The organism is Actinoplanes ianthinogenes (assembly GCF_018324205.1).
In the GTDB taxonomy this organism is placed as follows: Bacteria; Actinomycetota; Actinomycetes; order Mycobacteriales; family Micromonosporaceae; genus Actinoplanes; species Actinoplanes ianthinogenes.
In genome coordinates, this window is record NZ_AP023356.1 from 7,881,544 (window position 1) to 7,897,215 (window position 15,672).

The window sequence follows — 15,672 nt, forward strand, 5'->3', positions numbered from 1 at the left end:
ATGAAATTCGCCCGTCTGGCCGTGGCGGCGCTCGTCGCCGCCGCGGCCGGGGCCCTGGTCCTCCCGGCTGCGGCCGAGGCGCACGGGGCCATCCAAGTACCCGGTAGCCGGACCTGGTTCTGCTACCAGGACGGTCGCAACCCGACCACCGGCGCGATCGAGCCGAAGAACGCGGCCTGCGCCGCGGCGGTCGCGCAGAGCGGTGTCACGTCGCTGTACAACTGGTTCGCCGTGCTCCGCTCGGACGGGGCGGGCCGGGTCAACGGCTTCATCCCGGACGGTCAGCTGTGCAGCGGCGGGACCGGCGGCCCGTACAACTTCACCGGGTTCAACCTGGCCCGGACCGACTGGCCGGCCACCCACCTGACGGCCGGCGCGACGATGGAGTTCCAGTACAACGACTGGGCCAAGCACCCGGGCACCTTCTCGCTCTACATCACCAAGGACGGTTACGACCCGACCAAGCCGCTCGCCTGGGGTGACCTGGAGCCGACGCCGTTCGACCAGGTGACCAACCCGCCGGCGAACGGCGGGCCGGGCACCGACGACGGGCACTACTACTGGACCGGGAAACTGCCGTCGAACAAGACCGGCAAGCATCTGATCTACTCGGTCTGGTCCCGCTCGGACAGCACGGAGACCTTCTACGGCTGTTCCGACGTGGTGTTCGACGGCGGGCACGGTGAGGTGACCGGGATCGGCACCACGCCGAGCACCTCGCCCAGCCCGTCCTCGCCCAGTCCGTCGGCGCCGAGCCCGTCGGCCTCGACGCCGGGCAGCGGCACCGGTGGCGGCTGCACCGCGATGTACAACGTCGTCTCCTCCTGGAGCGGCGGCTTCCAGGGCCAGGTGATGGTCCACGCCGGCACCACCGCGGTGAACGGCTGGAAGGTCGGCTGGACCTGGCCGGGCAGCCAGACCCTGGCATCGGTGTGGAGCGGTAAGGCCACCGCGAGCGGCTCACTGGTCACGGTGAGCAACGAGACCTGGAACGGTACGATCGCCGCCGGCGACTACACCACGTTCGGGTTCCTCGGCTCCGGCACCGCGCCCGCGACGGTGCAGAACCTGTCCTGCACGACCGGGTGATGCGACGATCCGGGGGGTGACGTCGCGTCACCTCCCGGATCGGATTCGTGACGGCCGACTTGACGGGGCTTGCCCCCGTTTCCTACGTTGCGCGTATCTTGCGAAAAGATTTTCTCCCCAGCCTGGGGCGCGCCACCACCCGGCGCGCCCTGCTCTTCGGCGGCGCCGCGTCGGCCGCGCTGATCGCCACCCCGGGCATCGCCGGCCCGCTCCGGCCGGCCCGCGCCCAGCAACGCTGGACCGGCACGTGGAGCACCGGGACCACGGCCACGCCGAGCCGGGAACCGCTGCTGCCGGCCGACCGGACCGTCCGCCAGGTGGTGCACCTGAGCCTGGGTGGCACCCAGCCCCGCCTCACCCTGTCCAACGAGTTCGGCACCACCCCGGTACGCCTCGGCGAGATCTGGACCGGGCTGCGCGCCGGCGGCCCGGACAGCACCGCGATGCGCCCGGCCACGATCCGCCGGGTCACCTTCGACGGCCGCGCCGACGCCCTGCTCCCGGCCGGCGGCACCCTGCACAGCGACCCGGTCCCGGACCTCACCCTGCCGCCCGGCGCCGACCTGGTGATCAGCTACCACCTGCCCGACCGGACCCGGATCGGCACCGTCGGCACCCACGCCTACCAGCGCAACCGGATCGTGCCGGGCAACGCGGCCGCCGCGCCCGACCCGTCCGGCGGCGTGGTCGACACCCGGTACCTGCTGCTCGGCGGGGTCAGCGTGCGCACCGCCGGGCCGAGCGCCGCGGTCGTCGCGTTCGGCGACTCGATCACCTGCGGCGCGGTCACCACGCTCGGCGCCAACCGTCGCTGGCCGGACCGGCTGGCCGCCCGGATCCGCGCGGCCGGCCTGCCGCTCGGCGTGCTGAACACCGGCATCAACGCCAACCGGCTGCTGGCCGGCCCGGACATCCCGGCCCCGCCCGGCGGGGGCGGCTCCGGCGCGGGCGGGACGACCGGCGCGCTCGCCAACGTCAGCATCGGCGCGGCCGGGCTGCGCCGGCTCGGCCGGGACGCGCTGGACCAGCCCGGCGCCCGGTACCTGATCACCCTGATCGGGATCAACGACATCGGGCACGGCACCCCGGCGCCGCCGCTGATCGCCGGGCACCTGGAGCTGATCTCCCGGGCCCGGCAGGCCGGGTTCACCGTGCTCGGCGGCACCCTGCTGCCGATCGGCGGCAGCGGCCACGATGCCCCGGCGCACCGGATCGCCCGGAGCACGCTCAACGAGTGGATCCGGGACAGCGGCGAGTACGACGCGGTGATCGACTTCGACGCCGCGGTCCGCGACGGCGGCTCCCCGGAACGGCTGTGGCGCGGTTACGACAGCGGCGACCACCTGCACCCGAACGACGCCGGGATGCTGGCCCTGGCCTCGGCGGTCCCGCTGGCGCTGCTCCGCTGACCGGCGGGACCGCCCACGGCCCCCCGTGGCCCGTGGACGCCGAACCATCCTGCCCAAGATCGTTTGCAAAACCCTTGCACCTGGGGGATCGTTCTCCCCAACGGTAAGGAATCTTGGCGGGGGAACATGCGGTGGCGGCTGCTGGGACCGGTTCGCCTGGTCACCGACGAGGGCGTCGAGGTCGACCCGGGCACCGGCAAACAGCTCTGTCTGCTCGCCGCGCTGCTGCTCACCCCCGGCCAGGTGGTCCCGGCCGGGGTGCTGATCGACCGGGTGTGGGGTGGCACGCCGCCGCGCTCCGGGACGCCGCTGGCGCCGTACGCCACCCGCCTGCGCCGCGTCCTCGACCCGCTGATCGGCCCGGACACGCTGCGCTGGACCGCCGGCGGCTACCTGCTCGACGTCCCGCCCGAGCAGGTCGACCTCTACCGGGCCCGGCGCCTGATCCACCACGCCCGCTCCGCCGCCGGGGACGGTGACCACCAGCGGGCCGGTGAGCTGCTGATGCACGCCCTGGACGGCTGGGAGCCGGTCACCCTGGCCGGCGTTCCCGGCGCCTGGGCCGACCGGGTCCGGACCGGCCTGACCCGCGAGTTCCTGGACGCGCTCGCCCAGCTCGGCCGGGCCGGGCTCCAGGTCGGCCGGGCCGGCGAGGTGGCCGAGCGGCTCGCCCCGTTCGTCGCCGAGCACCCGACCGCCGAGGACCTGGCGGCGGTGCTGATGACCGCGCTCGCCGAGGCCGGCCGCCCGGCGCAGGCCCTGGAGGCGTTCGCCCGCACCCGCGGCGCCGTCGCCGACGAACTCGGCGCCGCACCCGGCCCGGAGCTCACCGAGCTGCACACCCGGATCCTGCGCGCCCCGGCCGGCGGGCGGGTCACCCCGGCCCAGCTGCCCGCCCCGGCACCCGGCTTCACCGGCCGGGCCGCCGAGCTGGCGACGCTGGACCAGCGGCAACGGCTCACCGTGGTCACCGGGCCGCCGGGTGTCGGCAAGTCCGCGCTCGCCGTGCACTGGGGCCATCGCGCCCGCTTCCCGGACGGGCAGCTCTACCTCGACCTGCGCGGCTTCGACCGGTGCGCCACCGCGATGGGCGCCGAGGAGGCGGCCGGCGACCTGATCGTCTCGCTCGACCCGGGCCGCCCGGTCCCGCCCGGCCCGGCCGCCCGCTCCGGTCTGCTGCGCAGCCTGCTCGCCGGCCGCCGGGCGCTGCTGCTGCTCGACAACGCCCGGGACGCCGAGCACGTCCGGCCGCTGCTGCCCGGCGCGCCCGGCCCCACCGTCGTGGTGACCAGCCGGGACCGGCTCACCGGCCTGATCGCCTCGCACGGCGCGACCCCGATCACCCTGGACGCGCTCGACGACGCGCACGCCCGGCAGCTGCTCGCGAACCGGCTCGGTGACCGGCTCGCCGCCGAGCCCGCGGCCGGCGCGGCCCTGGCCGCGGCGACCGCCGGGCTGCCGCTGGCGCTGGTCACGGTGGCCGCCCGGGCGGCGCTGCGCCCCGGGCAGCCGCTCGCCGACCTGGCCGCCGAGCTGGCCGCGTCCCGCCTCGACGGGATGCGCAGCCCGGACGCGGCCACCGACCCGCGGACCGTGTTCTCCTGGTCCTACCGGGCGCTCAGCTCCGGCGCGGCGCGGCTGTTCCGGCTGATCGGCGCGGTCACCGACCCCGACCTGGACCTGGCCGCGGCGTCCGCGCTGGCCGGCGAGGACGTCACGGCCGAACTGGCCGAGCTGATCGCGGCCAGCCTGCTCACCGAGCGCCGGACGGGCCGCTGGATGATGCACGAGCTGCTCCGGGCGTACGCGGAGAGCCTGCTCAGCCCGGCCGAACGCGACCCCGCGCTGACCAGGCTGGCCCTCAGGACGTGAACCGCGCCGGATCGCCGGCGCCGACCCGGAGCACCTCCGGCTCACCCTCGGACAGGTCGATCACCGTGGTCGGCTCGGTGCCGCACTCGCCGGAGTCGACCACCGCGTCGACCGCGTGGTCGAGCGCCTCCTTGATCTCCCAGCCCTGTGTCATCGGCTCCGGCTCGCCGGGCAGCAGCAGCGTGCTGGAGACCAGCGGCTCACCCAACTCGGCCAGGATCGCCTGGGCCGTGGTGTGCGCGGTGATCCGCACCCCGACGGTCTTCTTCTTCGGGTGCAGCAGCCGGCGCGGCACCTCCTTGGTGGCCGGCAGGATGAACGTGTACGGCCCCGGCGTGCTCGCCTTCACCGCCCGGAACAGCGCGTTGTTGATCTGCACGAACTGCCCGAGCTGCGCGAAGTCGTGACACATCAGCGTGAAGTGGTGCCGGTCGTCCAGGTGCCGGATCGCCCGGATCCGGTCCAGCCCGTCCTTGTTGCCCATCCGGCTCCCGAGCGCGAAGCACGAGTCGGTCGGATAGGCGATCAGTCCGTCCTCCCGGATCACCCCCACGATCTGCTGGATGCTGCGGGGTTGCGGATTGTCCGGGTGCACGTCGAAGTACTTCGCCACTCTCGGCAGCTTATGCCTGCCCGGCCGGACCGTAGGGTCAGGGGCATGGAGATCGTCCGCCGCCCCGCCGTCCGCATCGTCTGTTTCGACGCCGACGGCCGCGTCCTGCTGCTGAACTGGGAGGATCCCACCGACGGCCACCGCCTCTGGGAGCCGCCCGGCGGCGGCATCGACCCGGGTGAGACGCCGCTCGAGGCCGCCCGCCGCGAGCTGACCGAGGAGACCGGCCTGGACCCGGAGGCGATCGACCCGGAGTTCGTCGTGGTCGAGCGGGAGTGCGTGTGGAAGGGCCGCCGCATGATCGGCCCCGAGCAGTTCTTCACCGCCCGCTTCGCCGAGCCCACCCCGGCGATCGGCCGCGACGGCCTGCTCCCCTACGAGCGGGCGGAGTTGGTCGGCGTCGCCTGGGTCCACCCGGACGACTTCGCCGGCCTGCCCGACGTCCTGGAGCCTCCGTCGCTGCCCGGGCTCTGCCGCGCTCTCGCGTACCGGAAACCGGTCTGACCCGGGGCGGGCGGCGGACGCCGCGGCAGACGCGTACCGGAAACCGGTCTGACCGGAAGCGGGCGGCGGACGCCGCGGCAGACGCGTACCGGAAACCGGTCTGACCGGGAGCGGGCGGCGGACGCCGCGGCAGACGCGTCCCCGCTCAGCCGGAGCGGGACTCCAGGGCGTGGATCACCGCGGCCATGTCCTGGTCCGCGTGTCCGCCGGCCGAGGTCTCCGCGTAAAGCTCCAGGCAGGTGTCAAGCAGCGGCGAGGAGATGCCGGCCGTCTCGGCGGCCTCGACGATCAGGTGGTTGTTGTAGAGCACGTCGCGGATCGAGGCCTGCACCGAGAAGTCGCGGTCGAGCAGCTTGCGCGCCTTCATCCGGGAGACCGGGCTGGCCATCGGGCCGGCGTCCAGCGCGGCCAGCAGGGTGCCCCGGTCCAGGTGGTGGCGGTCGGCGAAGTGGAACGACTCGGCCAGCCCGGTCACCATGCTGATCAGGAAGGTGTTGACGGACAGCTTCATCAGCAGGCCGTTGGGCACCGGGCCGCACCGGACGGTCTCCCGGCACATCGGCGCCAGCAGCGGCGCGACCCGGTCGACGTCCTGATCGGTTCCGGCCAGCATGGCGACCAGCTGGGCGGTCTCGGCGGGCACCCGGGACCCGGACACCGGAGCCTCGACGTAGTGGCCGCCGGCGTCCCGGACCTGCTCCTCCAGCCCGCGGGACCAGGCCGGCGCGGTGGTGCCCATGTGCACCAGGGTGCGCCCGGCGACCATCGGCGCGAAGCCGGGCGCGTCGCGGTCCAGCACCCGGTCGGCGACCTGGTCGTCGGCCAGCATCATCAGCACCACGTCGGCGCCCGCGAACACGTCGGCGGCCTCGGCCGCGACGGCGGCCCCGGCCGCCCGCAACGCCTCGGCGGCCGCCGGCGAGCGATTCCAGACCAGCAGGTCTGTCCCGGCCCGGGCCAGGTTGAGCGCCATCGGCCGGCCCATCACGCCCAGCCCGAGAAATCCCACCGTCACCCAGCTCACGCTAGTGGTCACCGAGGGTGCGCGAGGGGTCCAATCGGGGAAGCGTGGCGGCTCGTCCGGATCCGGAGAATGCTGTGCCCATGGAGACGGAACTTTTCATCGGCGGCAAGTGGGTGGGCGCGACCTCGGGGAGCCGGTTCGACGTGCTCGATCCGGCGACCGGCGACACGATCGCCACGGTCGCCGACGGTGCGGAGGTGGACGCGATCGCCGCGGTGGACGCGGCGGCGGCCGCGGGCCCGGGCTGGGCCGCGACACCCCCTCGGGTACGCGGTGAGGTGCTCCGCAAGGCGTTCGAGCTGATGACCGAGCGCGCCGCCGAGCTGGCGAAACTGATCAGCCTGGAGAACGGCAAGGCGCTCACCGACGCGAAGGGCGAGGTCACCTACGCGGCCGAGTTCTTCCGCTGGTTCGCCGAGGAGGCCGTGCGCATCGACGGCAACGTGACCACCGCGCCGGGCGGCACCAACCGGATCCTGGTGACCCGGCAGCCGGTCGGCGTCTGTGTGCTGGTCACCCCGTGGAACTTCCCGGCCGCGATGGCCACCCGCAAGATCGGCCCGGCGCTCGCCGCCGGCTGCACGGTCATCCTCAAGCCGGCCAGTGACACCCCGCTCACCGCGCTCGCGATGGCCGGCATCCTGGCCGAGGCCGGCGTCCCCGAGGGTGTGGTGAACGTGCTGCCCTCGCGCAGCTCCGGCAAGGTCGTCTCGACCATGCTGCGCGACGCCCGGGTCCGCAAGATCTCCTTCACCGGCTCCACCGAGGTCGGCCGGATCCTGCTCGCCCAGGCCGCGGAGAACGTCGTGAACACCTCGATGGAGCTGGGTGGCAACGCCCCGTTCGTGGTCTTCGGCGACGCCGACCTGGACGCCGCGATCGAGGGCGCGATGCTCGCCAAGATGCGCAACGGCGGGGAGGCGTGCACCGCGGCGAACCGGTTCTTCGTCGAGGCGGGCGTGGCCGACGAGTTCGCCCACCGGCTCGCCCAGCGGATGTCCGCGCTGGTGGTCGGTCCGGGCACGGACGAGAAGACCCAGGTCGGCCCGCTGGTCAACGAGGACACCGTGGCGAAGGTCGACGAGTTGGTGAAAGGCGCGCTGGCCGACGGGGCGGAGGCGGTCACCGGCGGCAGCCGGCCGGCCGGGCCGGGCTTCTACTACCCGCCGACCGTGCTCACCGGTGTCGGCGCCGACGCGGCCATCCTGCGCGAGGAGATCTTCGGACCGGTCGCCCCGATCGTCACCTTCACCAGTGAGGACGAGGCGGTCCGGCTGGCCAACGACACCGAGTACGGCCTGGTCGCCTACGTCTACACCGGTGACCTGGCGCGCGGCCTGCGGGTCAGCGAGCGGATCGAGGCCGGCATGGTCGGGCTGAACCGTGGGCTGGTCAGCGACCCGGCCGCCCCGTTCGGCGGGGTGAAGCAGAGCGGCATCGGCCGGGAGGGCGGCCACGAGGGCCTGCTGGAGTACCTGGAGTCCAAATACATCGCCGTGAACTGGTAGTTCGCACCATCTGAAAAGGCGGCCACACGGCCGCCTTTTCTCTGTGCCTATTGTACTAGGTAACTAGTGAAATGGAGGTGGTGAGGTGATCGAGTTTCACCTGGACGCCCGGTCCGGGGTCGCGCCCTACATGCAGCTCATCCAGCAGGTGCGGCACGCGCTCCGGCTGGGTGTGCTCAAGGAGGGCGACAAGCTGCCCACCGTCAAGGAGGTGGTGGCCCGGATCGCGATCAACCCGAACACGGTGTCCAAGGCGTACCGGGAGCTGGAGTACGCGGGGCTGGTCGCCGCCCGGCCCGGCGTGGGCACGTTCGTCACGAAGACGCTCGGCTCGCCCGGCGAGCACGAGCCGCTGCGGCACAGCTTGCAGCGGTGGCTCGGCGAGGCGCGGGAGGCCGGCCTCGACAACGAGAGCATCGAGGCCCTCTTTCTCAGTACTTTTCGGGATTTTTCGGAGGCGCGGGCATGACTAGCGCACTGCACGCCGAGGGGCTGACCAAACGGTACGGACGGCGTACCGCCCTGTCCGGCTGCACCCTCGACATCCCGGCCGGCCACGTCGCCGGCCTGGTCGGCCCGAACGGGGCCGGCAAGTCCACGCTGCTCCAGCTCGCCTGCGGGCTCCTCGATCCGACCGCGGGGCGGATCGACGTGCTCGGGCGCAAGCCGGTCAGCGGCTCGCCCCGGGTCGGCTTCGTCGCCCAGGACACCCCGGTCTACGCCGGCCTCACCGTCGCCTAGCACCTCAAGCTCGGCGCCCGGCTGAACCCGGGCTGGGACGACGGGCTCGCCCGGCGGCGGATCGAGCAGGTCGGCCTGGACCCGGCGCAGAAGGCCGGCAAGCTCTCCGGCGGCCAGCGCGCCCAGCTGGCGCTGACCGTGGCCGCGGCCAAGCACCCCGAGCTGCTGCTGCTCGACGAGCCGGTGGCCGCGCTCGACCCCCTGGCGCGGCGCGCCTTCCTCCAGGGCCTGATGGAGCTGACCGCCGAGCACGGGATGAGCATCCTGATGTCCTCGCACCTGGTCGCCGACCTGGAGCGGGTCTGTGACCACCTGATCGTCCTGGTCGGCTCCCGGGTGCGGGTGGCCGGTGACGTGGAGGAACTGCTCGCCAGCCATCACCGGCTGGTCGGCCCGCGGCGCTCGGCCGAGTCGCTCGGCGGCGGCCGGGACGTGATCGAGGCGAGCCACACCGATCGGCAGTCGACGCTGGTGGTGCGCAGCACCGCGCCGATCGACGACCCGTCCTGGCAGGTGGACCGGCTGAGCCTGGAGGACCTGGTGCTGACGTACATGGGCGCGGCCGCCCCGGCCGGCTCCCGGGTGCTGGAGGGACAGCGATGATCTGGTTGACCTGGCGGCAGTTCCGCACCCCGGCGCTGACCACCGGCGCGCTCCTGCTGGTGTTGCTGGCCGGCCTGGCGCTGACCTGGACGCAGGTGGGTGACCTGGCGTCCGCGGCGGGCTTCACCGGCTGCCGGGGCGACGCCTGCGAGGCCGCGGCGGACACGTTCCGCCAGTCCTTGCAGACCGGGTGGGTACGCCAGTTCTACAACGTCGGCATGGTGGCGATGGCCCTGCTGCCGGCGCTGCTCGGGATCTTCTGGGGCGCGCCGCTGGTGGCCCGGGAGCTGGAGACCGGCACATACCGGATGGTCTTCAGCCAGTCGGTCGGCCGGGGCCGCTGGCTGCTGGTCAAGCTGGCGCTCGGCGGGGCGGCGGCCGCGCTCGGCACCGGCCTGCTCAGCCTGGTGCTCAGCCGGTGGGCCCACCAGATCGACCTGGCCACCGGGGACCGGATCACCCCGTTGATCTTCCAGGCGCGCGGGATCGTGCCGGTCGGCTACGCGGTGCTGGCGTTCGTGATCGGGGTGACCGCCGGCCTGCTCCTGCGCCGGACCGTGACCGCGATGGTGGTGACCCTGCTGCTGGTCGCCGGCCTCCAGATCGCGATGCCGATGCTGGTGCGCCCCTGGCTGGCCCAGCCGGTCACCACGATCACCGCGCTGGACACGACGCAGCGGATGGGGATGGGGTTCGACATGAGCACCAAGGAGATGCGCCTGGAGCCGGTCCTGGAGATGCGGAACGCCTGGATCATGAAGAGTTCGGTCATCACCACGACCGGGGCGGAGTTCCGCGGCCCGGCGGACACCACCAAGTGCGGCCCGGATGCCCCCAACGATCGGCTGACCTGTCCGGAGTGGCTACGGGCGCAAAATCTCCGCACCAAGCTGACCTACGTGCCGGACGCGAAGTTCTGGACCGTTCAGTGGCGTGAGTTCGGCCTTCTGGTGGCCCTCGGCCTCGCCCTTTCGGCCTTCTCGCTGTGGTGGATCAGGCGCCGGTTGATCTGAGAGACGATTCACGGCGGCATGCGCGAGCGTGCCGCCGTGCCTTGTTGCGGCCCGGTTTCGCAGTTTCGGAAAAAGGAACTTGTCAATACCGTCCGTGATGCCTTGCCGGTGACGCGGGGCGAAGTGAATAATCTTGCACTCAGGCCTACACCCGATGTTGCGGCCGAGGCGCGTTGGCCGATACTTGGCGGGCTTCCCGGCAACCCCCCACGCAGGTCGGGATCCACCCCTGAGAGGACTTCTACTGCCATGCGCAAGGCACTGCTCGCACTTGTCGCCGCCGGCCTGATGACGTCGGTCACGCTTACGGCCTGTGACGACGGCGGGGACGGCGGTGACTCCGGCGACAGCAGCACCACGACGTCGAACGCGACCTCCTCGGGCAAGGGCAAGAACGGCGTCGGCGTGATCCTGCCGGACTCCAAGAGCTCCACCCGGTGGAAGAACGACGACCCGAAGTACCTCGAGGCCGCGTTCAAGAGCGCCAATGTGCCGTACGAGATCCAGAACGCCGAGGGCGACAAGGAGGCGTTCAAGGGGATCGCCGACGCCATGATCAGGAGTGGCGTCAAGGTCCTGATGATCGCGAACCTGGACTCGATCAGCGGCAAGGCCGTGATCGACAACGCCAAGTCGCACAAGATCCCGGTGATCGACTACGACCGGCTCACCCTCAACGGCGGCGCCGACTTCTACGTCAGCTTCAACAACGAGACGGTCGGCCAGATGCAGGCCCAGGGCCTGATCAACTGCCTGACCGCGCAGAAGGCGGACAGGCCGATCATCGCCGAGCTGAACGGCTCGCCGACCGACAACAACGCCACCCTGTTCAAGAGCGGCTACGACTCGGTGCTCCAGCAGCAGTACGACAACAACGTGTACGTCAAGGGCCCCGACCAGTTCGTGCCGGACTGGGACAACGACGAGGGCAAAGAGATCTTCGCGCAGATGCTGAAGCAGTGGCCGAAGGTCGGCGGGGTGCTCGCCGCCAACGACGGCCTCGGCAACGCCGCGATCCAGGTGCTCAAGTCGAAGGGCCTGAACGGCAAGGTCCCGGTCACCGGCCAGGACGCCACCGTCGAGGGGCTCCAGAACATCATCGCCGGTGACCAGTGCATGACCGTGTACAAGTCGCTCAAGGAGGAGGCCGGCTCGGCCGCCGACCTGGCGATCTCCCTGGTCAAGGGCGAGAAGAAGACGGCCAAGGACAAGGTCAAGGACCCCGAGTCCGGCGCCTACGTCGCCTCCGTGCTGCTCCAGCCGAAACTGATCACCGCGACCAACATCATGAGCGAGGTCGTGAAGGACGGCTTCGTCACGACCAAGGACATCTGCACCGCCAAGTTCACCAGGGCGTGCAAGAAGTACGGCCTCCAGGCCAAGTGATCACGAGCGGGGGCCGGTGATCCGGATCCGTACCCGCCGGTTCTGCCGGCCCTTGCTCTCCACCTTGACCACCTCGACCCGGCCCACCTGCGCCGTCGACGCCACGTGGGTGCCCCCGTCGGCCTGCACGTCGAGGCCGACGATGTCGATCACCCGGATCTCCGGGTTCTCCAGCGGCGGCAGCGCGTCCTGGGTCCGCACCAGCGTCGGGATGCGCAGCGCCTCCTCCCGGGGCAGCACCCGGGCGACGATCTTGCGGTCCGCGGTGATCTCCGCGTTGACCGCGTCCTCCAGCGCCTGCTTGAACCCCGCCGGCACCTCCGGCAGGTTGAAGTCCATCCGGGCCTCGCCGGGCTGCATGTTGCCGCCGGTCACCAGCGCGCCGAAGTCGCGGAACACCGCGCCGCAGAGGATGTGCAGGCCGGAGTGGGTACGCATGAGGCTGCTCCGCCGCTCGTCGTCGAGCGCGCCGCGCACCTTCGTCCCGGCCGGCGGCACCGGATCCCCGGGCGCCGCGATCAGGTACTGATCGTCGCCCTTGCGGGTGTCGACGATCCGGGTCTGCACGCCCTCCCAGAGCAGCACCCCGTGGTCCGGCGGCTGCCCGCCGCCGCCGGGGTAGAACGCCGACCGGTCCAGCACGATCCCGGCCTCGGGATCCCTCGGATCGGACCAGAGCACCGTGCAGTCCCACTCGCGCAGCGTGGGATCGATCCAGTCGAGACGTTCGGTCACCGGACCAGTATCTAGCGGCGGCCCTTCAGCCGGCGGCCCATCTCGCGGGCGATTTCCTTCTTGGCGTCCCGCTCCGCCATCACCTGCCGCTTGTCGTACGACTTGAGGCCGCGGGCGATCCCCAGCTCGACTTTCGCCCAGCCGTCCTTGAAGTACATCGAGAGCGGCACCAGGGTCAGCCCGGTGCCGTCCCCCAGCGTGTTCAGGATCTTGATGATCTCGGTCTTGTGCAGCAGGAGTTTCCGGGTGCGGCGCGGCGCGTGGTTGGTCCAGCTGCCGAAGCCGTACTCGGCGATGTGCAGCCCGTACAGCATGATCTCGCCCTCGTGCTCCTGGGCGAACGCGTCGACCAGCGACGCGCGGCCCAGGCGCAGCGACTTCACCTCGGTGCCGGCCAGCACCAGGCCCGCCTCGTACGTCTTGAGGATCGCGTAGTCGTGCCGCGCCTTCTTGTTCGAGGCGATCAGCTTGGTCCCGGTCTCCTTGGCCACCCTCAGAGACTAGCGATCATTCGACGGAGGGGATCGGGCGGCGCATCGAATATGTCACGCTGCTCAGGCGATGTGGCTCGCCCTGCACGTGGATCACCGCCCGGTCGTAGGACTGCCATCCGGCGGCGCCCGCCCGGTTCAGATGGCGCAAATCATCGAAGCGTTCGTCGGTGCCCCAGCGCAGCACCCCGCCCGGGTGATGGAACGTCGCGGTCCAGTCCATGAACCGGTCGGTGCCCAGCGTGCCCGCCGCGCGGTACTCCAGCCGCGCATACTCCCAATTGGTCACCCGATCGATTATGCCGCCATCCGCAGTACGCCGTCGTCCGTACCGGACACCCGCGCCCGTACTCCCCGTGGCGCAGCTCACCCCTGAGGTAACCCTGATTCGCCGCCGCGGGGGTTCTGATGGATCTATGAGCGTGCCTACGCTCCGCGGGTCGAATTGTTGGGGGGAAACGATGACGACCGGATCCTTTGCCCGGCTGGTCTGCGGCCGACGCACCAAGTGGGTGGTGCTGGCACTGTGGATCGTGATCCTGGTGTTCGCCGGGTCGCTGGCCGGCAAACTGGGCAGCGTCGAGAAGAACGACAACGCCTCCTGGCTGCCCGGCGACGCCGAGGCCACCCAGGTCGCCGAGCTCCAGAAACAGTTCCAGCCGGACGACATCGCGCCGGCCATCATCGTCTATGAGCGGCCCTCCGGGATCACCCCGGCCGACCAGCAGAAAGCCGCCGCCGACGCCAAGGCGATCGCCGCGGTGCCCGGTGTGTCCGGGCAGGTGCAGGGGCCGTTCCCGTCCGAGGACAAGGCCGCGCTCCAGGTCATCGTGCCGATCAAGGTGGACACCGACGGCTGGGACAAGATCGCCGGCGTGGTCGACCAGATCAAGACCATCACCGGGCCGGGGGAGAACGGGCTCGGCATCTACCTGACCGGGCCGGCCGGGGTCGCCGCCGACTCGGCGAGCGCCTTCGAGGGCATCGACGGCACCCTGCTGTACACCACGCTGATCGTGGTCGCGGTGATCCTGCTGGTCACCTATCGCAGTCCGGTGCTGTGGCTGTTGCCGATCATCACGGCCGGCGTCGCGCTGACCACCGCCCAGGCGGTGATCTACCTGCTCGCCAAGCACGCCGGTCTGGTGGTCAACGCGCAGAGCGCCGGCATCCTCACCGTGCTGGTCTTCGGCGCCGGCACCGACTACGCCCTGCTGCTGGTCGCCCGCTATCGCGAGGAGCTGCGCCGGCACGCCGACCGGCACGAGGCGATGATGTTCGCCCTGCACCGGGCCGGTCCGGCGATCATCGCGAGCGCCGCGACCGTGGCGATCGGCATGTCCTGCCTGATGCTCGCCGAGGTGAACTCCACCCGCGGCCTGGGCCCGGTCGCCGCGCTCGGCATCGTGGTCGGCCTGCTCGCCATGATGACCCTGCTCCCGGCCATGCTGGTGATCTGCGGCCGGTGGTTGTTCTGGCCGGTCAAGCCGCGGTACGGCACGCCCGAGCCGACCGCCACGGGCGTCTGGGCGCGGGTGGGCAACCGGATCGCCGGCCGCCCGCGGACCGTCTGGGTGACCACCACGGTGGTGCTCGGCGCGATGGTCCTCGGCCTGCTCCAGCTCAACGCGAACGGCCTCAGCCAGGAGGACTCGTTCACCAGCGATCAGCCGTCGGTCACCGGCCTGCACGTGCTCGCCAAGCACTTTCCGGCCGGGCAGGGCCAACCGGTCGTGGTGATCGCGAACGCGCCGCAGCAGGACGCCGTGCGCACCGCGTTCGCCGGTGTACCCGGCATCACCGAGGTCAGCGACCCGGTCGTGAAGAACGGCCTGGTCCAGTTCGAGGGGACGCTGAAGGACGCGCCGGACAGCCCGGCGGCCGAGGACACCGTGATCGCGGTCCGCGAGGCGGTGCACCCGATCCCCGGCGCGGACGCCAAGGTCGGCGGCCTGACCGCGCTGACCCTGGACATCAACGAGGCCAACAAGCACGACAACCGGCTGATCATCCCGCTGGTGCTGCTGGTCGTGCTGGTCATCCTGGCCGTCCTGCTGCGCTCGCTGATCGCGCCGATCCTGCTGATCGCCACGGTGGTGCTGTCGTTCGCGGCGGCGCTCGGGGTCAGCGCGCTGATCTTCCGGCACGTCTTCGGATTCGCCGGGGAGGACACCGCGTTCCCGCTGTTCGTCTTCGTCTTCCTGGTCGCCCTGGGCATCGACTACAACATCTTCCTGATGACCCGGGTCCGCGAGGAGGCGCGCGAGCACGGCACCCGGCGCGGCGCCGTGATCGGCCTGGCCGCCACCGGCGGTGTGATCACCTCGGCCGGCATCGTGCTGGCCGGCACGTTCGCCGCGCTCGGCAGCCTGCCGCTGGTGGCGTTCGCCGAGATCGGCTTCACGGTCGCCTTCGGCGTGCTGCTGGACACCCTGGTGGTCCGCTCGGTGCTGGTCACCGCGCTCACCCTGGACGTCGGCCGCTGGATGTGGTGGCCGAGCGCGCTGTTCCACCACGACCCGTCGGTCGACGCCCCGGTGTCGCCCGCCCCGGCGGTCCTGACCCCGCACTCCGACTGACCCCGGGACCGCGGGCACCAGCGAGGTCCGCTCCGGCTTCCGGCCGCCGCTTTCCGGTACGACGCGCAGGTCGTACCGAAAGCGGGGTGGGAAAAGCCGAAGCGG

Annotated in this window: 14 protein-coding genes and 1 pseudogene; 10 read left to right on the forward strand and 5 right to left on the reverse strand. The window is 71.8% G+C overall.

The window, feature by feature from the left end:
• From Aiant_RS35495 to Aiant_RS35505, 3 genes are all read left to right on the forward strand, one after another.
• Complete coding sequence (locus tag Aiant_RS35495) at positions 1-1,089, forward strand: lytic polysaccharide monooxygenase auxiliary activity family 9 protein (RefSeq protein WP_189333999.1); 1,089 nt, start codon at positions 1-3, stop codon at positions 1,087-1,089.
• Between the two features lie 98 nt (positions 1,090-1,187).
• Positions 1,188-2,498 (forward strand): GDSL-type esterase/lipase family protein, encoded by a 1,311-nt coding sequence (locus tag Aiant_RS35500; protein WP_229830859.1) that lies wholly within the window; start codon positions 1,188-1,190, stop codon positions 2,496-2,498.
• A gap of 126 nt (positions 2,499-2,624) precedes the next feature.
• On the forward strand, positions 2,625-4,370 hold the full coding sequence (locus Aiant_RS35505; protein WP_189334000.1) for an AfsR/SARP family transcriptional regulator: 1,746 nt from the start codon (positions 2,625-2,627) through the stop codon (positions 4,368-4,370).
• On the opposite strand, the gene Aiant_RS35510 is transcribed toward Aiant_RS35505, so the two are convergent.
• Positions 4,360-4,983, reverse strand: coding sequence for an L-threonylcarbamoyladenylate synthase (locus Aiant_RS35510; RefSeq protein WP_189334001.1), 624 nt, complete (start codon positions 4,981-4,983; stop codon positions 4,360-4,362). The two genes, Aiant_RS35505 and Aiant_RS35510, sit on opposite strands and share 11 nt — an antisense overlap.
• Before the next feature lie 45 nt (positions 4,984-5,028).
• Here Aiant_RS35510 and Aiant_RS35515 point away from each other — a divergent pair, with 45 nt between their 5' ends.
• Positions 5,029-5,487: an NUDIX hydrolase gene (locus Aiant_RS35515; RefSeq protein ID WP_189334002.1), complete on the forward strand. Its 459-nt coding sequence runs from the start codon at positions 5,029-5,031 to the stop codon at positions 5,485-5,487.
• A gap of 145 nt (positions 5,488-5,632) precedes the next feature.
• On the opposite strand, the gene Aiant_RS47135 is transcribed toward Aiant_RS35515, so the two are convergent.
• Positions 5,633-6,502: an NAD(P)-dependent oxidoreductase gene (locus Aiant_RS47135; RefSeq protein ID WP_229830862.1), complete on the reverse strand. Its 870-nt coding sequence runs from the start codon at positions 6,500-6,502 to the stop codon at positions 5,633-5,635.
• Between the two features lie 89 nt (positions 6,503-6,591).
• On the opposite strand from Aiant_RS47135, the gene Aiant_RS35525 reads away from it, so the two are divergent.
• The 5 genes and pseudogenes from Aiant_RS35525 to Aiant_RS35545 all read left to right on the forward strand — a co-directional run bounded on the left by Aiant_RS35525 (position 6,592) and on the right by Aiant_RS35545 (position 11,762).
• Complete coding sequence (locus tag Aiant_RS35525; RefSeq protein ID WP_189334003.1) at positions 6,592-8,019, forward strand: NAD-dependent succinate-semialdehyde dehydrogenase; 1,428 nt, start codon at positions 6,592-6,594, stop codon at positions 8,017-8,019.
• Positions 8,020-8,104: 85 nt separating this feature from the next.
• The gene (locus tag Aiant_RS35530) at positions 8,105-8,488 is read left to right on the forward strand and encodes a GntR family transcriptional regulator (RefSeq protein WP_189334004.1); all 384 of its coding nucleotides are present in this window, start codon (positions 8,105-8,107) and stop codon (positions 8,486-8,488) included.
• Positions 8,485-9,363, forward strand: a pseudogene (locus tag Aiant_RS35535) (ABC transporter ATP-binding protein). The gene Aiant_RS35530 and the pseudogene Aiant_RS35535 overlap by 4 nt, the downstream one beginning before the upstream one ends.
• Positions 9,360-10,376 (forward strand): ABC transporter permease subunit, encoded by a 1,017-nt coding sequence (locus tag Aiant_RS35540; RefSeq protein ID WP_189334005.1) that lies wholly within the window; start codon positions 9,360-9,362, stop codon positions 10,374-10,376. Before Aiant_RS35535 ends, Aiant_RS35540 begins: the two are co-directional and overlap by 4 nt.
• Before the next feature lie 249 nt (positions 10,377-10,625).
• On the forward strand, positions 10,626-11,762 hold the full coding sequence (locus Aiant_RS35545; protein ID WP_189334006.1) for a sugar ABC transporter substrate-binding protein: 1,137 nt from the start codon (positions 10,626-10,628) through the stop codon (positions 11,760-11,762).
• Here Aiant_RS35545 and Aiant_RS35550 read toward each other — a convergent pair whose 3' ends face one another.
• The 3 genes from Aiant_RS35550 to Aiant_RS35560 are packed head-to-tail and all read right to left on the reverse strand — an operon-like array spanning position 11,763 to position 13,277.
• On the reverse strand, positions 11,763-12,497 hold the full coding sequence (locus Aiant_RS35550; RefSeq protein WP_189334007.1) for an alanyl-tRNA editing protein: 735 nt from the start codon (positions 12,495-12,497) through the stop codon (positions 11,763-11,765). It abuts the gene before it with no gap.
• 11 nt (positions 12,498-12,508) lie between these two features.
• On the reverse strand, positions 12,509-12,988 hold the full coding sequence (gene smpB, locus Aiant_RS35555) for an SsrA-binding protein SmpB (RefSeq protein ID WP_185041330.1): 480 nt from the start codon (positions 12,986-12,988) through the stop codon (positions 12,509-12,511).
• Positions 12,989-13,004: 16 nt separating this feature from the next.
• Positions 13,005-13,277 (reverse strand): hypothetical protein, encoded by a 273-nt coding sequence (locus Aiant_RS35560; protein WP_189334008.1) that lies wholly within the window; start codon positions 13,275-13,277, stop codon positions 13,005-13,007.
• A gap of 172 nt (positions 13,278-13,449) precedes the next feature.
• Here Aiant_RS35560 and Aiant_RS35565 point away from each other — a divergent pair, with 172 nt between their 5' ends.
• Complete coding sequence (locus Aiant_RS35565) at positions 13,450-15,567, forward strand: MMPL family transporter (protein WP_189334009.1); 2,118 nt, start codon at positions 13,450-13,452, stop codon at positions 15,565-15,567.
• Positions 15,568-15,672 lie beyond the last annotated feature (105 nt).